Annotated in this window: 22 protein-coding genes; 11 read left to right on the top strand and 11 right to left on the bottom strand. The window is 39.2% G+C overall.

The genetic code is table 11. The features are described 5' to 3' along the window. Positions 1-70: 70 nt before the first annotated feature. Genes ZA05_RS00910 through ZA05_RS00890 form a run of 5 tightly spaced genes read left to right on the top strand, consistent with a single transcriptional unit; the run spans position 71 to position 5215 of the window. Positions 71-1144: a CNNM domain-containing protein gene (locus tag ZA05_RS00910; protein ID WP_053989981.1), complete on the top strand. Its 1074-nt coding sequence runs from the start codon at positions 71-73 to the stop codon at positions 1142-1144. Between the two features lie 5 nt (positions 1145-1149). Then, positions 1150-1623 carry a methylated-DNA--[protein]-cysteine S-methyltransferase gene (locus ZA05_RS00905; protein ID WP_053989980.1) on the top strand — a complete coding sequence of 158 codons (474 nt, stop codon included), beginning with the start codon at positions 1150-1152 and terminating at the stop codon, positions 1621-1623. 36 nt (positions 1624-1659) lie between these two features. Beyond that, the gene (locus ZA05_RS00900) at positions 1660-2817 is read left to right on the top strand and encodes a serine hydrolase (protein ID WP_053989979.1); all 1158 of its coding nucleotides are present in this window, start codon (positions 1660-1662) and stop codon (positions 2815-2817) included. Beyond that, positions 2807-3520 carry a 3'-5' exonuclease gene (locus ZA05_RS00895; protein ID WP_053989978.1) on the top strand — a complete coding sequence of 238 codons (714 nt, stop codon included), beginning with the start codon at positions 2807-2809 and terminating at the stop codon, positions 3518-3520. The genes ZA05_RS00900 and ZA05_RS00895 overlap by 11 nt, the downstream gene beginning before the upstream one ends. 3 nt (positions 3521-3523) lie before the next feature. Then, positions 3524-5215, top strand: coding sequence for an ABC transporter ATP-binding protein (locus ZA05_RS00890; RefSeq protein ID WP_053989977.1), 1692 nt, complete (start codon positions 3524-3526; stop codon positions 5213-5215). Positions 5216-5593: 378 nt separating this feature from the next. On the opposite strand, the gene ZA05_RS00885 is transcribed toward ZA05_RS00890, so the two are convergent. The 9 genes from ZA05_RS00885 to ZA05_RS00845 all read right to left on the bottom strand — a co-directional run bounded on the left by ZA05_RS00885 (position 5594) and on the right by ZA05_RS00845 (position 14806). After that, positions 5594-6247 (bottom strand): 3-oxoacid CoA-transferase subunit B, encoded by a 654-nt coding sequence (locus ZA05_RS00885; protein WP_053989976.1) that lies wholly within the window; start codon positions 6245-6247, stop codon positions 5594-5596. A gap of 2 nt (positions 6248-6249) precedes the next feature. Next, positions 6250-6951 carry a CoA transferase subunit A gene (locus ZA05_RS00880; RefSeq protein WP_053989975.1) on the bottom strand — a complete coding sequence of 234 codons (702 nt, stop codon included), beginning with the start codon at positions 6949-6951 and terminating at the stop codon, positions 6250-6252. 150 nt (positions 6952-7101) lie between these two features. Then, positions 7102-9435, bottom strand: a complete 2334-nt coding sequence (locus ZA05_RS00875; protein WP_053989974.1) for a penicillin-binding protein 1A — start codon at positions 9433-9435, stop codon at positions 7102-7104. A 2-nt stretch (positions 9436-9437) separates the two neighbouring features. Then, positions 9438-9938, bottom strand: coding sequence for a gliding motility lipoprotein GldH (locus ZA05_RS00870; protein WP_053989973.1), 501 nt, complete (start codon positions 9936-9938; stop codon positions 9438-9440). After that, positions 9925-11097: a regulatory iron-sulfur-containing complex subunit RicT gene (locus ZA05_RS00865; protein ID WP_053989972.1), complete on the bottom strand. Its 1173-nt coding sequence runs from the start codon at positions 11095-11097 to the stop codon at positions 9925-9927. Before ZA05_RS00865 ends, ZA05_RS00870 begins: the two co-directional genes overlap by 14 nt. A 122-nt stretch (positions 11098-11219) precedes the next feature. Continuing rightward, positions 11220-12221, bottom strand: coding sequence for a radical SAM protein (locus ZA05_RS00860; protein WP_053989971.1), 1002 nt, complete (start codon positions 12219-12221; stop codon positions 11220-11222). Positions 12222-12250: 29 nt separating this feature from the next. Further along, positions 12251-12481 carry a ferredoxin gene (locus ZA05_RS00855; protein WP_053989970.1) on the bottom strand — a complete coding sequence of 77 codons (231 nt, stop codon included), beginning with the start codon at positions 12479-12481 and terminating at the stop codon, positions 12251-12253. Beyond that, positions 12481-13725, bottom strand: a complete 1245-nt coding sequence (locus ZA05_RS00850) for a peptidase U32 family protein (protein ID WP_053989969.1) — start codon at positions 13723-13725, stop codon at positions 12481-12483. The genes ZA05_RS00855 and ZA05_RS00850 overlap by 1 nt, the downstream gene beginning before the upstream one ends. 7 nt (positions 13726-13732) lie before the next feature. Next, positions 13733-14806 carry a rhodanese-related sulfurtransferase gene (locus tag ZA05_RS00845; RefSeq protein WP_053989968.1) on the bottom strand — a complete coding sequence of 358 codons (1074 nt, stop codon included), beginning with the start codon at positions 14804-14806 and terminating at the stop codon, positions 13733-13735. A gap of 391 nt (positions 14807-15197) precedes the next feature. Between ZA05_RS00845 and recA the strand changes: the two genes are divergently transcribed. From recA to ZA05_RS00825, 4 genes are all read left to right on the top strand, one after another. Then, positions 15198-16208, top strand: coding sequence for a recombinase RecA (gene recA, locus ZA05_RS00840; protein ID WP_053989967.1), 1011 nt, complete (start codon positions 15198-15200; stop codon positions 16206-16208). Positions 16209-16326: 118 nt separating this feature from the next. After that, positions 16327-16743: a hypothetical protein gene (locus tag ZA05_RS00835; protein WP_053990019.1), complete on the top strand. Its 417-nt coding sequence runs from the start codon at positions 16327-16329 to the stop codon at positions 16741-16743. Between the two features lie 31 nt (positions 16744-16774). Continuing rightward, positions 16775-17317: an RNA polymerase sigma factor gene (locus tag ZA05_RS00830; RefSeq protein ID WP_053989966.1), complete on the top strand. Its 543-nt coding sequence runs from the start codon at positions 16775-16777 to the stop codon at positions 17315-17317. After that, positions 17317-18858, top strand: coding sequence for a hypothetical protein (locus ZA05_RS00825; protein WP_053989965.1), 1542 nt, complete (start codon positions 17317-17319; stop codon positions 18856-18858). Before ZA05_RS00830 ends, ZA05_RS00825 begins: the two co-directional genes overlap by 1 nt. Positions 18859-18933: 75 nt before the next feature. On the opposite strand, the gene ZA05_RS00820 is transcribed toward ZA05_RS00825, so the two are convergent. After that, the gene (locus tag ZA05_RS00820) at positions 18934-19674 is read right to left on the bottom strand and encodes a 1-acyl-sn-glycerol-3-phosphate acyltransferase (protein WP_053989964.1); all 741 of its coding nucleotides are present in this window, start codon (positions 19672-19674) and stop codon (positions 18934-18936) included. Between the two features lie 204 nt (positions 19675-19878). Here ZA05_RS00820 and trpS point away from each other — a divergent pair, with 204 nt between their 5' ends. Next, complete coding sequence (gene trpS / locus ZA05_RS00815; RefSeq protein ID WP_053989963.1) at positions 19879-20847, top strand: tryptophan--tRNA ligase; 969 nt, start codon at positions 19879-19881, stop codon at positions 20845-20847. Between the two features lie 82 nt (positions 20848-20929). On the opposite strand, the gene dprA is transcribed toward trpS, so the two are convergent. Then, on the bottom strand, positions 20930-22030 hold the full coding sequence (gene dprA, locus ZA05_RS00810; RefSeq protein ID WP_053989962.1) for a DNA-processing protein DprA: 1101 nt from the start codon (positions 22028-22030) through the stop codon (positions 20930-20932). Positions 22031-22135: 105 nt separating this feature from the next. On the opposite strand from dprA, the gene ZA05_RS00805 reads away from it, so the two are divergent. Further along, positions 22136-23074, top strand: coding sequence for an SPOR domain-containing protein (locus ZA05_RS00805; protein ID WP_053989961.1), 939 nt, complete (start codon positions 22136-22138; stop codon positions 23072-23074). The last annotated feature ends 31 nt before the right edge of the window (positions 23075-23105 follow it).

The following is a 23105-nucleotide window of genomic DNA, read 5'->3' as shown; positions in this document are numbered from 1 at the left end:
CAAAGTTTGTATTCGAGACCCGTCTCGGAGTATTTTCATCTCGAAATTCGAGTAAAACGAAAGCCATTTTATGAGCGCATTAATTTTTTGGGCTACCATATCCATTTTCTTCTCTTTTTTATGTTCCATTCTGGAAGCCGTCTTGTTGAGTGTTACGCCAACCTTTATTAACATCAAAAAACAGGAAGGGAAGCACTACGCAGAAACTTTGGAGCATTTAAAAAAGGACGTCGACAAACCTCTTATTTCCATCTTGACACTCAACACTATCGCCCATACTTTAGGAGCTATGATGGTAGGGATTCAAGCTGAAAAATTACCCTTTAAAATTGAAGTTTTTGGAATAAATACGGTAGGCGTGGTTTCAGCTATCATGACCTTTTTAATTTTAGTGGTTTCTGAGATTATCCCCAAAACCATTGGTGCTACCTATTGGAAACAATTGGCCAATTTTACGGCCAAAGCCCTTACAATCCTAATCTTTCCTTTAAAATGGACAGGCCTTTTATGGCTACTGCAACTTACCACGAAACTTATTGGTGGTAAAGGACATCACGGTAGCGTGTTGAGTCGTGAAGATTTCCACGCCATGACCAATTTAGCAGAAGAAGAAGGGGTCTTTTTAGAATCGGAGAGTAAGGTTATCAAAAACCTATTGACCTTTAAAGACGTTCAAGCCAAGGATATCATGACCCCGCGGACTGTGATGAAAATTGAAAATGAAAGTGAAACCATTGCCGAATTCTTTGAAAGAAACTCCAATATTCGGTTTTCCAGAATCCCAGTCTATTCAGGCGAATCAGATAATATTACAGGCTTGGTATTGAAGGACGAAGCGTTTAGGGAAATGGCCTTTGGACATGGGGCTAAAATTCTTTCGGAAATCAAACGGGACATTATTATCGTTAACCGCAACATGCCTATTCCCAAACTTTTTGAACTCTTGGTGGAAAGCAAAAACCATATGGCTCTGGTGGTAGACGAATATGGATCCATTAGTGGTTTGGTCACTATGGAAGATGTGATTGAAACCCTTTTGGGACTTGAAATCATGGATGAAAGCGACAACATTGCCGATTTACAAATGTTGGCCAGAAAAAGTTGGGAAGACCGTGCCAAACGCCTCGGTCTTATTGAAGATTAACCGCTATGGACACCTGCATTATCAATACTCCTCTAGGGTATGCTAAAATTTCCGGAAACCAAGATGGTATTTCTTCCGTTACGGTTTTAGACAGTGAAGAATCACCAACGGATATCATTCCTGAAGTATTGGAAGACTGTGTATATCAATTACAGGAATACTTTGACGGCAAACGCCAGCAATTCGCCCTTCAGCTAAATCCAGAAGGCACGGAATTCCAAAAGAAAGTTTGGAATCAATTAGCCAAAATTCCTCACGGCACAACCACTTCGTATTTAGAGCTTTCCAAACAGTTGGGAGATATCAAAGCTATAAGAGCCGTTGCCAACGCCAATGGCAAAAACCCTATTTGGATCATTATTCCCTGTCATAGAATTATAGGAAGCGATGGCAGCCTAACCGGATATGCGGGAGGCCTACACCGAAAACAATGGCTTTTGGAACATGAAAGCCCATACAAACAACAGCGTCTTTTTTAAAAAAAACGCATATATTTAGTTATTAAATCTATTCTCATGAAATTCCTTAAAAATATCCTTAAATGGACTGCTATATTAGTTGGTATCCTTGTCATAGCATTATATGCCACAGACACTGATTATTTGATTAAAGCGTTTCGCACCATTTATTTAAATGGGCATACTACGGCTTATTTGAACGATTACAAAGAATTTGACAATAAAGTCATTGATCACGGCTTGCCACAACCTTGGCCCAACCACAAAGATTACAACACAGCAAAGGCCACAGAACTCCTAAGCACCATCCATAAGGAAAATGGAAGTGTAGCTTATGTGATCATTAAAAATGATAGCATTTGGTTTGAAGATTACTTTGATGGTTTTGACAGTAACTCGCAAAGTAATTCGTTTTCTATGGCCAAAAGTTATGTATCGGCAATGTTGGGAAAGGCCATTATGGAAGGGCACATTAAAAGTTTAGACCAACCGGTTTGCGATTTTGTTCCAGAATTCTGCGACGGATTGGCAGCAAAAACTACCGTGGGAGACCTCTCGAGTATGTCATCCGGAACCAATTGGGACGAAGCTTACTACTCGCCTTTCTCGATCACCACACGCGCCTATTTTGATGATGATTTGGAAAAAGTGATTACAGGTCTTAAAGTGGTCGAGGAACCTGGAAAAGCTTATAAATATGCTAGTGGCGATACCCAATTGTTGGCAATGGTAATTGAAAGAGCCACCAATAAGAAACTGTACGACTATCTCACCGAAAGTTTTTGGCAACCTTTAGGTTGTGAAAACCAAGCCCTTTGGCAAGTAGACAGCGAAGACCATAATTTAGTTAAGGCCTATTGTTGTATCGCCTCCAACGCCAAGGATTTTGCCCGAATGGGAAAACTTTATAAAGACCATGGCAAATGGAATGGCCAACAAGTATTGGATTCCGCTTTTATTGCGAAGTCTATCACCCCAAGATTTGCTGCAAGCCCTGAATATGGTTATGGTTGGTGGCTCAAAGATGTTGGGGACAAGCACTTTTTTATGATGCGAGGCCATCTTGGGCAGTACGTTATTGTAGAACCAAATGACAATATCATCATTGTGCGCTTGGGACACTCAAAAGGTAATGGATCGGCTGTAGCCACTTTTACTGATGATATTTCAATTTACATAGAAGAAGCCTATAACATGTTAGGATATGATCTCTAAACTGCCACTGGAAAACATCTTATTTTTAGACATTGAAACCGTTCCGGAAACAGAACATTTTTCAGATTTGGATACCACCAAACAATATTTATGGGATGCCAAATCGCAATACCAAAGACGGGACGAATATACCGCCGAAGAATTCTATGAACGTGCAGGTATTTGGGCCGAATTCGGGAAAATTGTCTGTATTTCCGTGGGTTATTTTAGTTTTCAGGGCGATATGAGACAGTTTCGGGTCACCTCATTTTTTGGTGATGAAATTAAAATTCTTCAGGACTTCAAGAACTTATTGACCACTCATTTTGGACAGGCTAAACATGTATTGTGTGCCCACAATGGTAAGGAATTTGATTTTCCATACATTGCGCGACGTATGATCATCCATAACATAGAATTGCCATACAAACTCAACCTTTTTGGCAAAAAGCCTTGGGAAGTGCCTCATTTGGACACTTTGGAATTGTGGAAATTTGGAGATTACAAACATTTTACCTCTCTTAAGCTACTCACCAATGTTCTCGGTATTCCATCGCCAAAAGATGATATTGATGGTAGCGAAGTGAGAAGAGTGTATTACGAAGAAAATGATATTGACAGGATTGTCACCTATTGCGAAAAAGACACGGTGGCCGTTGCCCAAATATTTTTAAGACTGCGAGGCGACGAACTGTTACATGACAATGAAATTATTAGTGTTTAGCACATGGCCACACCTCCCCTTTTATCTGTAAAAGAGCTTAGCATTTCCTTTATATCCAATAAATCCGAAAAGGAAATCATCCATCATATCAGTTATGATTTGTTTGAGAATGAAATTTTAGGAATCGTAGGAGAATCGGGATCTGGGAAGTCCGTTTCTTCATTGGCCCTTATGGGATTATTACCCGCGAAGATTTCAAAAATTACCAATGGACACATCTTATTTCAAGATCTGGATCTTACAACCCTCCCTGCAAAACAGTTTCAAGACATCAGGGGAAATGAGATTGCCATGATTTTCCAGGAACCTATGAGTTCTTTGAATCCATCCATGAAATGTGGCAAACAGGTTCAGGAAATTTTATTGCAGCACACCTCGCTTTCCAAAACCGAAGCCAAAACTGAAACCTTATCATTGTTTGAGAAAGTGAAATTACCGCTCCCAGAACGCATTTACGATGCCTATCCTCATGAAATTTCAGGAGGACAAAAGCAACGGGTAATGATTGCCATGGCCATTGCCTGCAAACCCAAAATATTAATTGCGGACGAACCTACAACCGCCTTGGACGTGACAGTTCAGAAGGAGATTATTCTCTTGTTGGAGCAACTCCAGCAGGAAGAAAAAATGAGCATTATTTTCATTTCCCACGACTTGTCCTTAGTTTCCGAAATTGCAGATAGATTGTTAGTAATGTATCAGGGAAATATTGTGGAACAAGGCAACACTACCCAAATATTCACAGCACCTAAAGACACCTACACTAAAGCCCTGTTACAATCCAAGCCATCTTTGGATGTTCGGCTTAAACGGCTGCCAACTATTAAGGATGTCATCAATGATTCAATAGACAACACTATCATTTCTTCGGAAGACCGAAAAGCATTCCATAAAGAGCTTTACTCCAAGACGCCCTTATTGGAAGTTAAAAACCTCAACAAAACCTATGTTTCAAAATCGGGGTGGTTTTCAAAACCTGAAGCCTTTGAAGCTGTTAATAATGTTAGCTTTCAACTTTACGAAGGTGAAACCCTTGGCCTAGTTGGCGAATCCGGCTGCGGAAAATCAACTTTAAGCAACGCCATTTTATTATTGGACAAAGCTTCTTCGGGAGAAATCTTCTACAGAGGAACGGACATCAACAAACTATCTAAGACACAGGTTAGAGCCCTTAGAAAAGACATACAGATTATTTTCCAGGACCCATTTGCTTCACTCAATCCCAGAATGCCTATTGGAAAGGCCATCATGGAACCCATGACAGTACATAACATCGGTAATTCAGACAAGGAAAGAAAGCAATTGGTTTTAGAAATTTTGGAAAAAGTAGGCTTGACAGAAGAATCCTTTTATAAATACCCGCATGAATTTTCTGGAGGCCAACGTCAACGTGTGGGGATTGCCAGAGCCATTGCTTTACAGCCCAAATTGATTGTTTGTGACGAATCGGTTTCTGCCTTGGATATTTCGGTGCAAGCACAAGTGCTGAATTTACTTAACGAATTGAAGTCCAATTATAACTTTACCTATATATTCATTTCTCATGATCTTGCTGTCGTAAAATATATGTCCGATCAGTTATTGGTGATGAACAAAGGACAAATTGAAGAATTGGATGATGCCGATGTAATTTACAACAACCCAAAAAGGGAATACACCAAAAAATTAATTCATGCCATCCCGAAAGGGTTATAGCATGAATAATTTTTTAATTAGGGCAAAAATATTTTTAAGTAGGTTTAAAGTATTTTGAATTACAGGAAGGATCCTGTTTTCAAAATAAGTAGGTCTTGGTAGATTTGGGGCAACATTTTCCATAAGCATAAATTCATGATAGATTTGGGGCAAATCATAAATTAAGTTTATGATAGACTTGGTAAATTACCTTGTCTCGATTTGGTTTAGCTAATATGAAACATTTTTTTGAAAAATCAGTTTAAATACATTAAAAATCGACAAAACGCATTATTTTTTAACATTTATACCTAAAAAAAAATACTTTTCCTACAAATTTAATGTATGTATCAAAAAAAAGCTACTTTATAAAGTAGCTTCTCTAAACATCTATAAATGCTACAATTGCATTTCTGGAATCTCTCCCTCCACAATTAAATGCCCTTCGGTTGCATTTTGAATTTCTTCAACCGAAACACCTGGTGCACGTTCCAGAAGTTTAAAACCTTTATCGGTAACTTCTATAACTGCCAGATTAGTCACAATCTTCTTAACACAACCTACACCCGTAAGCGGTAATGTGCATGCTTTAAGCAATTTGGATACACCTGCTTTATTGGTATGCATCATTGCGACAATAATATTTTCGGCACTGGCTACCAAGTCCATAGCACCTCCCATACCTTTTACCATTTTGCCCGGGATTTTCCAATTGGCAATGTCGCCATTTTCAGCTACCTCCATAGCTCCCAAAATAGTCAGGTCTACATGCTGCCCACGAATCATGGAAAAACTCATTGAGGAGTCAAAAAAACTAGCTCCCGGCAATGTTGTGATTGTTTGCTTACCCGCATTGATAATATCGGCATCTTCTTCCCCTTCATAAGGAAAAGGCCCCATGCCCAACACACCGTTTTCACTTTGAAATTCTACTTGGATATCATGTCGTACATAATTAGCCACCAACGTTGGAATTCCAATTCCAAGATTCACGTAATAGCCATCCTTAACTTCTTTGGCAATTCGTTTTGCTATTCCTGTTTTATCTAACATAATTAATCTCTTTGTCTAACGGTTCGTTGTTCAATTCTCTTTTCGTATACTTCCCCTTGGAAAATACGCTGTACAAAAATACCAGGGATATGTATTTCATTAGGATCTAAAGTACCCACTGGCACCAACTCCTCCACCTCGGCTACTGTAATATTTGCAGCCCCACACATAGCAGGATTAAAATTGCGTGCTGTTCCTTTAAAAATTAAGTTTCCGGCCTCATCTCCCTTCCAAGCCTTAACAAACGAGAAATCGGCTTTAAAAGCATTTTCCAACACATGCATCTTACCATTGAATTCACGGGTTTCCTTTCCTTCGGCGACTTCAGTACCATATCCTGCAGGTGTAAAAAAAGCAGGAATCCCAGCTTGGGCAGCTCTGCAACGCTCGGCAAGCGTTCCTTGAGGAATTAACTCCACCTCCAATTCGCCACTCAACATCTGACGCTCGAACTCGTCATTTTCACCTACATAAGAGGACACCATTTTTCTGATTTGTTTTTTTTGAAGAAGAAGCCCAAGGCCAAAATCATCAACCCCGGCGTTATTGGAAATACACGTAAGCCCTTTTACACCCATATCCACCAACTTTGCAATTGTATTCTCAGGAATACCGCAAAGTCCGAAACCACCGAGCATAAAGGTCATATCATCCGAAACACCCTCCAGTGCTTCCGAAACATTTGCTACTTTTTTATTAATCATTTGCTAAGAATTTTATAGGGGTAAAATACAAAAAACCGAAGCGATTCTAAAAAGAATCACTTCGGTTTTTTTGATAAGAATAATATTTTCTATTTAATATTTACTAATCAGCAATAATCCAGATGTTTTACTGTCAATATACCAAAAATATTAAAATCCGATATCAAGGTCCTCCTCTTCTTCCACAAGCAACTCGGCCCCTTCATCTTCCTCACTCGCGTTACAATCCACACGAATGGACAACTCTTCAGGTCTTTCAAAATCTTCCTTGGAAACGCCTAACTCTTCATCGGCATAACAGCTCTTCATGTACAGTCCCCAAATAGGCAAAGCCATAGCAGCTCCCTGTCCATAGGTAATGGTTTTAAAGTGCGCCGCTCTATCTTCGGCACCAACCCAAACACCTGTTACCAAGTTAGGCACCATCCCCATAAACCAACCATCACTTTGATTTTGGGTAGTTCCCGTTTTACCTGCAATTGGATTTGTAAACTCGTATGGATATCCCGTGATAATCTCACGATAAGCAGCATTATATTTGTCGGCTCCTTTCGTTCTCAAGCGAGTACCAGACCCTCCATGGGTTACCCCTTCCAATAAGTTCACGGTTACATAGGCTACCTCTTCACTCAACACATCTTTAGATTCTGGAGTAAACTGATACAACACAGTTCCATTTTTATCTTCGATGCGCGTCACCATAACAGGTTTGTTATACACACCTTTATTCGCAAAGGTTGAATATGCTGCCACCATTTCATATACACTTAAATCTGGTGTTCCCAAAGCAATGGCAGGAACTGGTAAAATATCTTCCTCAACCCCTAAATTTTTAGCCATATCAATGACAGGTTGTGGTCCAATTTTATCCATCAGTCTTGCCGTAACGGTATTGGTAGAGGTTGCCAAAGCATGTTTTAAGGTCATGAAATCCCCATATTTACCATCAGAGTTTTTAGCTGTCCAAGGTTCTGGATTTCCAAATTTATTGGCTTCAATAGTAATTTGTGTATTCGGCAAGGTATCGCAAGGCGATAAATGCAGTTGGTCTATGGCCGTTGCATATACAAAGGGCTTAAATGTAGACCCTACCTGACGCTTTCCTTGCTTTACGTGATCGTATTGAAAATGCCTGTAATTAATACCCCCAACCCAAGCCTTTACGTGACCTGTTTCAGGATCCATGGACATCATTCCCGTATGCAAAAATGACTTGTAGTATCTCATGGAATCGATTGGCTTCATAATAGTGTCGATTTCTCCACTCCAAGAGAAAATTTTCATTTCTGTTGGCACGTCGAAAGACGCTATGATTTCATCATTAGATTTTTTAAGATCGTACTTCATGTGCCTCCAACGCTCACTCTGTCTGATGGAACGTTTCATCAAGGCATCAATTTCGCTATGACTTAAATCCAAGAAAGGCGCCGTAGGATTACGATCCGGTGTGTTTTGGTGATCAAACTCCGCCTGCAATCGTGGCATGTGTTTTTGCACCGCATCCTCGGCATATTTCTGCATTCTGGAATCTATAGTCGTAAATATTTTAAGCCCGTCATTGTAAAGACTGTACTTTTCACCATCTGCCTTAGGGTTTTCAGCAATCCAATCTTTCATGAATTGCTTCAAGTACTCTCTAAAATAAGTTGCAATTCCCTCTCTATGGGATTCAGGAGAATAGTTAAGGCTTAGATCCGTCTTCTTCAATGAATCGCTGATAGTTTCATCCAAATAGCCATACTTTACCATTTGATTTAACACTACATTGCGGCGGTTGGTAACTCCCTCTGGGTTTCTTCTTGGATTGTATAGTGACGAGTTTTTAAACATTCCCACCAACATGGCAGACTCCTTAACATCCAATTCCAAAGGTTCCTTTCCAAAGTAAATGCGCGAAGCACTACGGATACCATCGGCATTATTACCAAAATCATAGATGTTGAAGTACATTGCGATGATTTCTTCCTTGGTATACTGACGCTCCAAACGAATGGCAATTACCCATTCCTTTATCTTTTGCAGAATTCTCTCCACAATATTCTTTGAACCTTCACCATGGAATAATTGTTTCGCCAACTGTTGGGAAATGGTACTTGCTCCACCACCACTTCCAAGCTTGGCGATAGCTCTTAGCGTTCCCCTTCCATCGATCCCAGAATGCTCTCTAAACCTAGCATCCTCCGTTGCCAAAAGTGCTTCTACCAAATAAGGAGGCAACTCACTATAATCTACAGGAGTCCTGTTGTCATTATAGTAGAATTTACCTAGGGTTTTCCCATCAGAAGAAATGATTTCGGTAGCCAAATTGTTCTTTGGATTTTCCAATTCGGTATGATCTGGCATTTCTCCAAATACCCCAAAAGAGGCCAATAAAAACAATAGAATCACAAAGAGCAACCCTCCCGTAAAGGTGATCCAAAACCAACGAATGTATTTGGAAAAATCAGGTGTTGCCTGTTTATTCTTTGTTCCCTTTTTTGCCATAATTATTTTGTGTTTGCTTGTTCAATTCTAAAACCAATATCAGTAATACCTTCTAACTCCTCGACCCCTTCTACCTTTCCATTTTCTCTCATGGCCTGTTGAATGTTGATGGTATATTCTCCAGATTCGTCAAATACAAAAGGACTCTCATACCCTTTGTACCACAGCTTGTTTTCCTTAACATCGGAAAATCCTGTTCCCAAAAACTCTCCATTGGGTTTGGCCATTACATACTCCAAAGTATCCTTGGAAGTTTTCCCGTTGGGATATTCCATTTCTACAATCAAAAACAAATTACTGTATTTGTAAGCACTGGTATTTCTAAGGTTTACAAATAAGTTGTAATTGTTCAACGAATCTGGTGGCGTTACCTTAAAAGAAAGAACCGAATCCTTATGCCACTTATTGGGAACCGTTTGGTATTCATCGAAAACTTGGTTGGAATCGCATGACAAGTACAGCACTCCCATTAAAAGAATTAACCAATAACTATTTTTTGGCATTGTTTTGAGACTTATTGTTTCTTCTAGGTTTCCTCTTATTATTTTTACGTTTTCTTTTGCGTTTTGGACTATCAAACCTTGTTAAACTATCTTGTCCTACAACGTTTTCAAACTCTGCTTTAGTGTCTTCCGTCAGTTCTGCTGCGTATTCCTCAAGACTGGCAACCTTTTGTTTTTTCTTATTTTTTTCGATGATTTCATTGGCTTGAGCTACGGTAAGTTTATGCCAATTCATCCATTCTCCTTCATAAGCATACCACATAACCCCTTTGAAAATATCGGTCTTTTGACAGACAGCAACGCCCTTCTCGGTATATAGTTTGATTTCCGTTTTCGGAAACTCCTTTAAGGCATCCAAATAGGCATCCAATTCATAATTAAGACAACACTTCAGTTTTCCACATTGTCCTGCAAGTTTAAGTGGATTAAGCGACAATTGCTGATACCTAGCTGCAGAAGTACTCACGGACCTAAAATCTGTCAGCCAAGTGGAACAGCACAATTCACGCCCGCAGGACCCAATACCACCAAGCCTAGCGGCCTCCTGACGGAATCCAACTTGCTTCATTTCGATTCGAGTTCTGAACTCCTTAGCAAATACTTTGATAAGTTCCCTGAAATCTACGCGCTCTTCGGCAGTATAGTAAAAGGTCGCTTTACTAGCATCCCCCTGATACTCAATATCTGAGATTTTCATTTTTAATTTTAAGTCAATAGCAAACTGTCTTGCCTTAACCTTCATTGGTTCTTCCTTATCCCTAGCTTTAGACCACACATCGATATCTCTTTGATTGGCCTTTCTGTATATTTTAAGAACCTCATCATGCTTATTGATATCAATTTTTTTACGCTTCATTTGGATTCTCACCAATTCACCTGTAAGCGTTACCATGCCAATATCATGACCGGATTGCGCCTGAGTAGCGACAATGTCACCAATATTTAATGATAGATTTTCTGTATTTCGATAGTATTGTTTTCGTCCGTTTTTAAAACGCACCTCAACCCCATTAAAAGGCTCCTGCCCCTGGGGCAACGACATATTGGACAACCAATCAAAAACCGTTAGCTTGTTACAGCTATCGGTTCCGCAAGTACCATTGTTCTTGCATCCTTTTGGTTGACCATCCTTACCAGTTGAGCAACTGTTACAACCCATAAATTTTATATATAATTTGCTAATCTAGACTAGCAAATGGAGATTAATAATTTGTTTTCTAAAATGTAAAGATAAGATTATTCTAATGACATAAAAACATCACTGTTTTTATTGGGAATTAATTAAAACTCTATCTCGTAATTAAGCCTATTGGAGAGGGATTTCAGAGTTTTTTTCGACTTAAACACATTGGACAACAAAGTTGAACTCCAACCTATTTCACGGGAAAAATCATTAAAACTCACTTCCCGCCAATTAAAGCCATCTTTCCAAAATTTCTTAGGGGAAATATAGCAAAATGTGTAGTCGAAAATAAAACTGGATTGGTTCTCGCCTGCCAATACAGATAATGCATCAGGTGCCAAAAGGGTTATCTGATTGGCTTTGCAGGTCTCTTTAATCTTTTGGATGATGCTTGGATAATCCCCAACCAAAGTCGAGATATCAAAATCGTTATACTCTGTATTCCCTATTTTTTGAATCGGCCGTATTTGAAGAATATCAAAACTCTTGGGATCGAAGTGTTCAAAAAACTCTTGTAACTCGTAAAAATTATCCTTGTTGAAGGTATAATTGATACGCACCTTAAAGTCATACTTCGATTTCAGCTTTGCAAAAGCCTTAAAGGCATTGTGAAACTTTTCATAACTGGCCTTTTTCATAAAGCCTTCATAGGTTTCCTTGGTAACGCCATGCAAGGAAATTGTAAACTCATTCAAGCCTGCCTTTAACAGGTCCTCAATTTTTTCCTTCGTCAATAAATTGGCATTGGTGGTCAAGGAAATATAGGGCACTTTATATTCCTTGCCTAGAACTACAAGATCCACTAGGTTTTTATACAAGGTAGGCTCGGTTCCACAACCAATCTGCAACTTCAAGGCCCTTCCAAAAATAGCCTCGGCAACATCCTTCAATTCCTCCGGCTTAAATTGCCCTTTAAGCGTTTTCACATAATCGGCATCGGTAAAATAGCACATCTTACAACGCAAGTTACAGGCCATAACAGGGTCCAGATTTACAGCCAAATACCGCTTATTGAATTTATGCAACAGGTAAAGTCCAAAAAACTTTACCCTATGACTTTTTATCTTTCTATTTAGCTGTAATAATCTATAAATATTCATGCAGTGCAATATAGTAATGCTCTAAACTCTTAAACGCTTTTTACCGAAATTATTTTAACAGGACAAGCTTTTGCAGCTTGGTCGCAAGGCTCCAAAATGGCTTCGTCTGGAGATTTCAAAGTAAAAAAACCTTTTTTCTCCTGACTTCTCAACAGTACAGATTTCCCATCCTTTTTGGACATTTGAAACTGCTCAGGAGCCAATTCTACGCAATAATTACAACCGATACATTTATTCCTCTGCAGGGTTACAACAACCATTAAACCTCAACTTTATTTTCAACAATCTTATAAAGTTTATCCGAAGGACGCACTCTAAAAGGAATTGGGATAGTTACCGAATCTCCTTTTGCACCTTTTTCCAACTGCTCATCATTCACCAACATAGTGTCCACCGTCATTTCTTTGGAGCCTGTAGTTGGCCCAGTAATTAAAATAGTATCGCCCAACGACAAGTCATAGGCCTCAATTTTAAATTCACCAATACCACTTTTTGGATAATAGTGAACTCCCTTACCTATGTACACCTTTTTCTGAGTCGCATGAGATCCGGAGCCTTTACTCCACTCCCCTAATTTCTGACCTAAATAGTAACCACTCCAAAAACCGCGGTTATACACCTTCTCCAATTCCTGCATCCAACCGATTACCTTTTCTTTGGAATAGGTTCCATTTTCAATACTGTCAATGGCCTGACGGTAACATTTAATTACATTGGCCACATATTCCGGTGCTCTTCCGCGACCTTCTATTTTTAAAACCGTAATTCCGGCATCAATCACTTCCTCCAGAAAATCGATGGTACACAAATCCTTGGGAGACATGATGTACTCATTGTCCAATTCCATTTCAAAACCAGAATCTTGGTCGATTACTGTATATTTCTTTCTGCAATTTTGCTTACAAGCTCCACGATTGGCAGAAGAATTATGCGAATGCAAACTCAAGTAGCATTTTCCAGAAACTGCCATACACAGTGCACCGTGACCAAAAATTTCTATCTCCACCAATTTTCCTGAAGGGCCTTTGATTTGGTCCCTTTCAATTTGCTCTGAAATCTTTTTCACCTGACGCAAACTCAACTCCCTACTCATTACCATGGTATCAGCAAACATGGCATAGAACTTCACCGTTTCAATATTGGTAATGTTGATTTGCGTGGAAATATGCACTTCCATCCCCAACTCACGAGCAACCATTATCACGGCTTGATCCATAGCAATCACAGCCGTAATGTTCGCTTCTTTGGCACATTTTACTAAGGTTTTTACAATAGATAAATCGTGATCGTAAATAATGGTATTTAAAGTCAAATAGCTTCTTACTCCTTTTTCTTGACATCTTCTGGAAATTTCCGGAAGGTCATCCAAAGTGAAGTTGATGGATGCTCTGGCACGCATGTTAAGCTGCTCCACACCAAAATAAACAGAATCTGCACCATTATCCAGGGCTGCTTGCAACGATTCAAAATTCCCTGCAGGCGCCATTAATTCAATCTTTTGCATAATATCCTTAGGCTTTTTCTTGTTTAAAATGCTCGAAAATGTTTCTTAAGTCCTTTTTATAAGGTAAGTGGTCGGCACGACCTTTTTTGAAGATATCGTTGCTATTTCCCTGCCCCTTACGCAAAGCTTTTTGCTCTTCGTATGGCAACCTGTTAATCTCCATACACGCAGTAGAACAACAGTTTTCCATTTCTTCCTGACATTTCGGACATTGAATAAACAACAAGTGACACGCATCGTTTGCACAATTGGTATGCACATCAAACGGCTCGCCACACTGGTGACATTGTGCAATTACATCATCACTAATACGTTCGGCACGACGCTCGTCGAACACGAAATTCTGACCTAAAAACTTATTTTCTAAGTTTTGTTCTTTCACCTGACGGGTATATTCTATAATTCCACCCTCAAGCTGGTATACATTTTTAAACCCTTTATGCTTGAAGTAAGCACTCGCCTTTTCGCAACGAATACCACCCGTACAATACATCACTAGGTTTTTATCTTCTTTATGATCTTTTAAATCGTCTTCAATAATATCCAACGATTCTCTAAAAGTATCTACATCCGGCGTCACAGCATTTTTAAAATGACCAATTTCGCTTTCGTAATGGTTACGCATATCCACCAACACGGTATTTTCGTCTTCAATAAAGCGATTGAAATCTTCCGCTTTTAAGTGAATTCCTTTGTTTGTTACATCGAAGGTATCATCGTTCAATCCGTCGGCAACAATTTTATCACGTACTTTTACTTTCAGTTTCAGGAACGATTTGTTGTCTTGTTCTACAGCGACATTTAAACGGATATCTTTTAAGAAATCAATGGTATCCAAATGTGATTTGAACTCGTTGAAACGATCGGCCGGCAAAGATAACTGTCCGTTGATGCCTTCATGAGCCACATAAATTCGGCCCAAGACCTCTAATCGGTCCCAGACGATAAACAATTGATTTCTAAATTCTTGAGGATTTTGAATTTTCGCGTATTGGTAAAAAGAAAGCGTTAATCGATTTTTTCCAGCTTGATCGATTAATTCCGCTCGCTCTTTAGCACTTAATTTATTGTACAGTTGCATGCTATACTAATGATTTAAGGTTAAAGATTATTTTTTAATGCCGCAAAGGTACTATTTTTAAACCATTACACCATGACAAACAAAAAAGCACTTTAGAAAGACTAAAGTGCTTTTTGTGGACTAACTCGATATTATACTTTTTATTTATTATTTAAACTCAAAATACATACCGACGTTAGCCTCCATCGGCTTTACAGCTGCTATTAAAAGTAATTGCAACCGAAACACCTAATGCCTTGTGGACAATTGTTTTCTTAAAGAATTTCATAGCAAGATTTCCCTTAATTATTAGGTAGATGTGAAAAGCTCAAAAAGGTTGCGTGATAAGATTGAAAAAAATCAAAAGTTATCGTATTTTAGCCTGAATTTAATTTTAGAAAACGACTGAATAATGAGTACTGAAAAAGATGCGAAATTAAAGGCCTTAAAGCTCACCTTGGACAAATTGGACAAGGCTTATGGAAAAGGAACAGTGATGAAGATGAGCGACCAGGCAATCTCTGATGTTGAAGCCATTTCCTCAGGGTCCCTTGGTTTAGACATTGCCCTTGGCGTAGGCGGGTATCCAAGAGGACGAATCATTGAAATATACGGTCCTGAATCTTCAGGTAAAACCACCCTTACTCTGCACGCTATTGCTGAAGCACAAAAATCTGGCGGGATCGCCGCTTTTATCGATGCCGAACACGCCTTCGATAGATTTTATGCCGAAAAATTAGGAGTGGACTTGGAGAACCTTATCATATCACAACCGGATAACGGGGAGCAAGCCTTGGAAATTGCCGACAACCTAGTACGTTCTGGAGCTATCGATATTATTGTAGTGGACTCCGTAGCTGCCTTGACACCAAAAAGTGAAATTGAAGGCGAAATGGGAGATTCCAAAATGGGTCTTCACGCACGATTGATGTCCCAAGCCCTTAGAAAATTAACAGGATCCATCAGCAAGACTAACTGTACCATGATTTTCATTAACCAATTACGTGAAAAAATTGGGGTCATGTTTGGAAACCCAGAAACAACTACTGGTGGTAACGCCCTTAAATTCTACGCTTCGGTACGTTTGGACATTAGACGCTCTACTCAAATTAAGGAAAGTGACGGAAATGTTGCCGGAAGCAAAACCAGAGTTAAAGTAGTTAAAAACAAAGTAGCCCCTCCATTTAAAACTGCAGAGTTTGACATCATGTATGGAGAAGGTATCTCTAAAGTTGGAGAGGTCTTAGACATAGCTGTAGAACACGATATTGTTAAGAAAAGTGGTTCTTGGTTTAGCTACGAAGACACCAAACTAGGACAAGGTCGAGACGCCGTAAAAGCCTTGATAAAAGACAATCCAGAGCTCATGGATGAGCTAGAAGGAAAGGTTAGGCAAGTGGCAAAAGAAGCTGCTCTATCATAATCTCAAAATTAAAATCCCGTTAAAACGGGATTTTTTTTGTTTTTAACGCAACCTTTCAACGGTTTTAGCATCTTTACCTTGAAAAGGTATTACTCTTTAATCCCAAATAATGTTGAAAATGAAAAAGATCTTATTTTTATGTACGTTCCTACTTACGGTCATGTCCTGTAGCCTTGATGACGACGGTAGATCAAATTCTTACCACTTAGAAATACTTCCAATAGAGAGTGTGGATATGCCCGAAGAGTTTGTTCTTGGCGAAACTTACACTATTTATACTAGTTACCTAAAGCCTTCAAGCTGCTATGTCTTTTATGATCATTATTTTGAAAGTGAACTCAACCAAAGAACTATAGCCGTTGTTGACAAGGTATATGAAAATGATTGCGAAGATTATGAACCCGAAGTAATTGAGGAAGTATCCTTTAACTTTAAAGTAGTTAGCAACGGAACTTATATATTCAAATTTTGGCAAGGTGAAGATGAGAACGGAAATGATTTGTACTATATTGTTGAAGTTCCCGTAGCAGAATAAACAGTGTTACCTAACCAAATACCGCGATAATGTGAGCCTAGAGCAACTTATAGAAAGTTGTAAAAAAAATGATGCGAAAGCACAAAGCCAGATATACAAGCTCTACGCGAGCAAACTATTCTCGCTTTGTCTGAAGTATTCTAGAAACTATGCCGAAGCAGAAGACAACCTGCAAGACGCATTTCTTACCATTTTTGGTAAAATCTCACAATATCAAGGCAAAGGTTCTTTGGAAGGCTGGATGAAACGCATTGCCATTAACACGGCCTTACAGCGCTATCGCAGCGCAGGTGTGTTTGACATTGTAAACGAAGGCCAAATAGAAGATGTTTCCCTGGAAATTGACGAAGAACAAATCTCCCTCGATTTCCTATTGGGCATCATCCAACAGTTGCCGGACCGCTACAGGTTGGTGTTCAACCTTTATGTATTGGATGGGTATTCGCATAAGGAAATTGCCAAAATGTTGGAGATATCCACGGGCACCTCAAAATCCAATCTGGCAAGGGCACGATTGATATTAAAAGAAAAAATTGAAATGCATAAAACGGGATCCAATTCCCAATCGTTATAATGAGTGATAAAAAACATATTGACAGGCTATTTCAGGAGCAGTTCAAAAATTTTGAAGCCACTCCAAATGAAGAAGTCTGGAACAACATAGAACAGCGCTTGCACGGCAATAAACGCAAACGTAGAGTCATTGGTATTTGGTGGCAATTTGCCGGTGTTGCCGCACTATTGGCATTACTGTTTACGACAGGGAAATTCATTTTTAGCCCTTCGGATATTATTCAAGAGAATTCGACACCTTTGGTTGAAGAGCACACCAATAGTGAAAATAACGATAGTACTTCTCAGAAATCCACAATAGATTCCACTATGGATTTCAATACAAGTACCCAAAATACTGTCACTGAAAACAACCAAAGTGAAGACGCTTTAAATGGTTCGAAAAACGAATTACTTCAACCAAACAAAACCTCTTCAAATTCAAATAATTCCTCTACGGTTGCAATTTCTTCCGAAGAAAACACCTCATACACACAAAACAATACGCCTAAAAAAGAGGCTCAAAAACAAAAAGATGCTCTTTTACCTAATAGCAATCGAGCCGTAACCCACAGCGCTCCAAATCTACCTGAATCCAACTCCAAGAGCTCAAAAATCTCAGATAAGAGTACTCAAATCAATACCTTACTGAAAGACGAACAAATAAGGGTTGCCGAAACAACAACCAAGCTCCCTACTTCTAATGATAACACCAAAACTTCTCAAGATGTCTTAGATGAAGCCAACGAGGATTCGGAAGAAGTAGCACAAACAACCGAAAAAGAAGACACCACAATAGAAGAGGCTATTGCAGAAGCCAATGAACAGACCAATGAAAAGGAAAAAGAAGAGAAACTAAGCAGGTGGAACATTTCTCCAAATGTGGCACCTGTTTATTTCAACACATTAGGCAAAGGATCTCCAATAGACGAACAGTTTGTTAACAATTCCAAAAGTGGTGAAATCAATACAAGTTATGGGGTAAGTGGAAGCTATGCCTTTAACGATAAAATAAAAGTACGCGTTGGCGTAAACAAAGTAGACCTTGGATACAGTACCAAAAATGTGATTGCCTACAACAGTGCTAATAACAATAATTCGCAAATCCAAAATTTACGAATGAGCAACAGCGCTGCCAACAATTCCGTTATGAGCACTCAAAACATTAACAGTAGCTCCCCTGAGGTTATGAACCTAAAAACTTACGGAGCATTGGAACAACAATTTGGTTTTATAGAAGTTCCTGTAGAATTGGAATACGCTCTGGTGAGCAAAAAACTGGGCCTTAACCTTATTGGAGGCTTTAGTACCCTTTTTACCAATCACAATGATGTATATGCTACTGGCGATGGCTATAGAATCCATATTGGAGAAGCCACAAACATCAACGACATGAGTTATAGTGCCAATTTTGGATTAGGAATGAATTACAATGTATCGCGAAAAATAAAAGTAAACCTTGAACCTATGTTCAAGTACCAGCTCAATACCTTCAATAATACCTCTGGCGATTTTCAGCCATACTTTATTGGCGTGTATACCGGGTTGAGTTATAAATTTTAGTTTTTAGTTGGTTAGATGAATTATTGCTTAAATCCGCAGTAATTACTGAAAGCTGCCCTCTGCCAAGGGTAGCTTTTATGTGTTATGGAATTCGGTTAATTGTTTTAGAATAACCGCCTTAGTTTCTGCATTTAAGGTTTTAGTATCGGCAATGGTCAAACCATCGGTTGGGATAAACTTATGCACTTTCGCTCTCATTCTCCCTGGACTGCCACTAAAAAAAGTATAGGAAAATCGCTTTTTGTTATCGGCAAAGGTCAAAGGTACCACAGGAATTTGATGGTTGATAGCCAATCGGAAGGCTCCGTCCTTAAATTCATCCAACACAATGGACTCATCTGGCACGCCACCTTCAGGAAAGATACAGATGCTCAAGCCCTGCTTCAAACGTTTTTGAGCCCTTAAAAACACCGCTTTTCTGCTCTTTTCCGAACTGCGATCTACCAAAATACAAGTCCGCTTATAGAAAAACCCAAACAACGGGATTTTGGCCAATTCCTGTTTCCCTACAAATACAAACGGATTCTTAACACTTAATAGCATCAACATAATATCCGTCATCGACGTATGGTTAGCCACAAACATATAGCTCTCGCTCCTTTCGGGTACTGCTTCGCGTTCAATTTTCACCCTAAAGCCCATCCCAATTAAAATGAACCTAGCCCATATTCGCGCCAGCCTAAAGAAAAAAGGATACCAGCTTTCCTTAAGAATGGAAATGATTAAAAATGGAAATAAAACTATAATAGGAACCGCAACCAAAATATAAAACCAAATGCGGTATAACAGCCAAAATATATATTTGAATATCTTCATTGCGACCAAAACTAGTCAAATTTATTGAGCTATTGTAGTAAATTACCACGGAGCAAACCCGCGAGGTCTTAAAATGAACAATTTTTTAATTTGGAAGGAAGCCTCGGAGCATTTAAATCTCGATTATCGCGCAAAAAAAGTACCTTTGTCCTTCAAAATAGAAAAGTCGAATTTTAAATAATTTTTATTTAAGGGAAACTACACATGGCAAGAATACTTACAGGAATACAGAGTACAGGAACACCACATTTAGGGAATATTTTGGGCGCCATTTTACCGGCCATTGAGATGTCTAAAAATGAAGCAAACGATTCGTTTTTGTTTATCGCCAACCTTCACACCTTAACACAGATTAAAGATGCTGAAGAGTTGCGATACAATACCTATTCTGTAGCTGCCACTTGGCTGGCCTTTGGCTTGGACATTGAAAAAACGGTGTTTTACCGACAAAGCGATATCCCACAAACTACTGAATTGTCATGGTACCTAAGCTGCTTTTTCCCATACCAACGTCTTACCTTGGCGCATAGTTTTAAGGACAAAGCAGACCGTTTGGAGGATGTCAATGCAGGTTTATTTACATATCCTATGTTAATGGCTGCTGACATTTTGTTGTATGATGCAGAAATTATTCCCGTAGGAAAAGACCAATTGCAACATATTGAAATGACAAGAGATGTCGCTTCCCGTTTTCATGCAAAAATGGGAGATGTTTTTGTGTTACCGGAAGGAAAAATTCAGGAGAACACGATGCTTATTCCAGGGACTGATGGAGAGAAAATGAGCAAGTCCCGCAACAACTTTATCAATATTTTTGAAACGGATAAAAAGCTTCGTAAGCAAATTATGGGAATCAAAACCGATAGCACCCCATTGGAAGAGCCTAAGGATTGGTCCACTTGTAACTGTTTCGCCATTTATAGTCTGTTGGCAGATGACGCTCAAATAGCAATCATGAAAGCCAACTATGAAAACGGCAATTATGGCTACGGACATGCCAAACAAGCCCTATTTGAACTGATTGTTGAAAGATTTGCAGAACCAAGAGAAAAGTATCAGTACTACATGAACAACTTGGAAGAACTTGATAAAGCATTGGCGCTAGGTGCCGAAAAAGCAAGATTGGTAGCCAATGATGTCTTAAAACGCGTAAGAGAAAAAGCTGGATATTAATTCCAAAAACCCTTATAAATAAAAAGCCTCCATTTAAAATGGAGGCTTTTTTTATACACCCAATTTATTTTAATGACTAAATTCAAACCACCTCAAACAATTTCCCAGGAAGCGGCCTCACCACACCTTTCAATTCCATATTTAAAAGGATGCCTGCGATTTTGAAGATCGGAAGCTGGCAAGCCAAAGCAATGCTATCCAATAACTGCTTGTCGTGCTCCCTCAAATAGTTATACACTTTTTTTTCATCGGAATCCAATTCCACAAACAACTGCTTTTGAACAGCTGCAGGTTGCTGATTCATGGACCAGTTTAGAATATATGGCACGTCCATAGGGGTAGACAGTAAATGCGCCTTTTGCTGCTTGATAAGATTGTTGCAGCCCACACTCTGTAGATCCGTTGAGCGCCCAGGCACCGCAAAGACCTCCCGGTTATAGGAATTGGCAATATCGGCGGTTACCAAACTACCTCCCTTTTCAGCCGACTCGATGACAATGGTTGCCTCGCTTAACCCTGCAATAACTCTGTTGCGTTTTAAAAAATTATTTCTATCAAAAGCATCGGTGCTCCAAAAATCGGTGAAGAACCCACCATTGCTCTCCACACTTGCCATATAGCGTTTATGGGTTTTAGGATATATTTGATTGAGTCCATGAGCCAAACAACCAATAGTTTGTAAATTGTTTTCAATAGCAGCCTTTTGGGCGGTAATATCGGTTCCGTAGGCAAAGCCAGAAACAATTACGGGATTGAAGATTGACAGTTCTTCCACCAAGCGTTCGCAGAAAGCAATACCATGGCTTGTAATCTTTCTTGCCCCTACAATACTAACGATATGCCGATCCTTCAAATCGATATTCCCAACCTGAAACAAAAGCACCGGCCCGTCTATACAATGCTTCAATTTTTCGGGATAGCCGTCGTTCATAAAATACAAACAAGCAATTCCATTATCTTTGATAAATTGCATTTCCGTCTCGGCTTCCTTTATATATTTTGGATTCTTAAATTCGTCTATGGTCAATTTTCCAACGCCATCAATCAGGAGCAGTTTTTCGGGTTTCTCCTTGAGCACCATTTCGGCAGTTCCGCAGTGCTGAATAAATTTTTTCGCCGTGATATCCCCTATTTTCGGAATATGCTGCAAGGCCAAAGTATAGAGCAATTGGTCGTCTGTCATGCTATAATTTCCTGATTGTAAACTTAAAGAACGGCATTTTTAGGCTGTTAATAAATACTTAAAGCCATTTTTTATTCGTCTTAAAAAATTTATAACTTTGTTTTTATGCATATAGAAACCTACATAAGCGATTTACTTTACAGGTATGACTGCGTGATCATCCCTGAATTTGGAGCCTTTTTAACAAACCGCGTTTCTGCCAAGATCGATGCAGATACCAATGCGTTTTTCCCTCCTAAAAAAGTATTGTCTTTCAACGAGCAATTGCAAAGCAACGATGGTTTGCTTGCCAATTACATCTCGGAGGTTGAAAAAATCCCTTATGAAGTTGCGGCTCAAAAATTGAGTAAACATGTAAAATCCATCAAATCCTACTTGGTACAAGGTGAAACTTTAACCTTCCATAACATTGGGGATTTGGTGTTGAATTCTGAAGGTAAAATTGTTTTCGATCCTTCCTTCCATGTAAACTATTTAACAGATGCCTTTGGCTTGTCTCAATTCAATTCTACTAGTATTACTAGAGAAGTATACAAAGAAGAGGTTGAAGCCATTGAAAAAGTCATTCCTATTGCTGTCACTCCTGAAACGCGTAAGGCAAGACCTTATTTGCGTTATGCCGCAGTGGCACTTATCGCCCTTACAGCGGGGAGTTTTGCCATATCCAATTATTATATGAAAGATGTGGAAGCCCACAACCAATTGGCCCAAGAACAAGCCAATGAGCAATTGGATCATAAAGTTCAGGAAGCTACGTTTGTAATTGATAACCCACTTCCTTCTGTAACCTTAAATGTTGCCAAGCAATCTGGGAATTACCATATTGTAGCAGGAGCTTTTAGAGTTGAAGCTAACTCCGACAAGAAAGTAGAGCAACTGCAAAACTTGGGCTACAATGCTCGCAAAATTGGCGTTAACAAATATGGATTGCATGAAGTAGTGTATTCTAGCTACAACAACCGTTTGGAAGCCTTACAAATGTTACAAAAAATTAAGAGCGAACACAGTCAAGATGCTTGGTTGCTGGTAAAACAATTAGACTAATTTCCTAGTTTCATTAATTCCATTTCGATTT

The organism is Mangrovimonas sp. TPBH4, from assembly GCF_001280505.1.
Classification (GTDB): Bacteria; Bacteroidota; Bacteroidia; order Flavobacteriales; family Flavobacteriaceae; genus Mangrovimonas_A.
The sequence above is the reverse complement of the archived record's forward strand: the minus strand, read 5'-3'. Positions and strand labels throughout refer to the sequence as shown.

What these genes read in the sequence shown, in the direction of transcription:
- ZA05_RS00910 (WP_053989981.1), top strand. Translation starts at nt 71, where the DNA reads ATGAGCGCATTAATTTTTTGGGCTACCATATCCATTTTCTTCTCTTTT.
- ZA05_RS00905 (WP_053989980.1), top strand. Translation starts at nt 1,150, where the DNA reads ATGGACACCTGCATTATCAATACTCCTCTAGGGTATGCTAAAATTTCC.
- ZA05_RS00900 (WP_053989979.1), top strand. Translation starts at nt 1,660, where the DNA reads ATGAAATTCCTTAAAAATATCCTTAAATGGACTGCTATATTAGTTGGT.
- ZA05_RS00895 (WP_053989978.1), top strand. Translation starts at nt 2,807, where the DNA reads ATGATCTCTAAACTGCCACTGGAAAACATCTTATTTTTAGACATTGAA.
- ZA05_RS00890 (WP_053989977.1), top strand. Translation starts at nt 3,524, where the DNA reads ATGGCCACACCTCCCCTTTTATCTGTAAAAGAGCTTAGCATTTCCTTT.
- ZA05_RS00885 (WP_053989976.1), bottom strand. Translation starts at nt 6,247, where the DNA reads ATGTTAGATAAAACAGGAATAGCAAAACGAATTGCCAAAGAAGTTAAG.
- ZA05_RS00880 (WP_053989975.1), bottom strand. Translation starts at nt 6,951, where the DNA reads ATGATTAATAAAAAAGTAGCAAATGTTTCGGAAGCACTGGAGGGTGTT.
- ZA05_RS00875 (WP_053989974.1), bottom strand. Translation starts at nt 9,435, where the DNA reads ATGGCAAAAAAGGGAACAAAGAATAAACAGGCAACACCTGATTTTTCC.
- ZA05_RS00870 (WP_053989973.1), bottom strand. Translation starts at nt 9,938, where the DNA reads ATGCCAAAAAATAGTTATTGGTTAATTCTTTTAATGGGAGTGCTGTAC.
- ZA05_RS00865 (WP_053989972.1), bottom strand. Translation starts at nt 11,097, where the DNA reads ATGGGTTGTAACAGTTGCTCAACTGGTAAGGATGGTCAACCAAAAGGA.
- ZA05_RS00860 (WP_053989971.1), bottom strand. Translation starts at nt 12,221, where the DNA reads ATGAATATTTATAGATTATTACAGCTAAATAGAAAGATAAAAAGTCAT.
- ZA05_RS00855 (WP_053989970.1), bottom strand. Translation starts at nt 12,481, where the DNA reads ATGGTTGTTGTAACCCTGCAGAGGAATAAATGTATCGGTTGTAATTAT.
- ZA05_RS00850 (WP_053989969.1), bottom strand. Translation starts at nt 13,725, where the DNA reads ATGCAAAAGATTGAATTAATGGCGCCTGCAGGGAATTTTGAATCGTTG.
- ZA05_RS00845 (WP_053989968.1), bottom strand. Translation starts at nt 14,806, where the DNA reads ATGCAACTGTACAATAAATTAAGTGCTAAAGAGCGAGCGGAATTAATC.
- recA (WP_053989967.1), top strand. Translation starts at nt 15,198, where the DNA reads ATGAGTACTGAAAAAGATGCGAAATTAAAGGCCTTAAAGCTCACCTTG.
- ZA05_RS00835 (WP_053990019.1), top strand. Translation starts at nt 16,327, where the DNA reads ATGAAAAAGATCTTATTTTTATGTACGTTCCTACTTACGGTCATGTCC.
- ZA05_RS00825 (WP_053989965.1), top strand. Translation starts at nt 17,317, where the DNA reads ATGAGTGATAAAAAACATATTGACAGGCTATTTCAGGAGCAGTTCAAA.
- ZA05_RS00820 (WP_053989964.1), bottom strand. Translation starts at nt 19,674, where the DNA reads ATGAAGATATTCAAATATATATTTTGGCTGTTATACCGCATTTGGTTT.
- trpS (WP_053989963.1), top strand. Translation starts at nt 19,879, where the DNA reads ATGGCAAGAATACTTACAGGAATACAGAGTACAGGAACACCACATTTA.
- dprA (WP_053989962.1), bottom strand. Translation starts at nt 22,030, where the DNA reads ATGACAGACGACCAATTGCTCTATACTTTGGCCTTGCAGCATATTCCG.
- ZA05_RS00805 (WP_053989961.1), top strand. Translation starts at nt 22,136, where the DNA reads ATGCATATAGAAACCTACATAAGCGATTTACTTTACAGGTATGACTGC.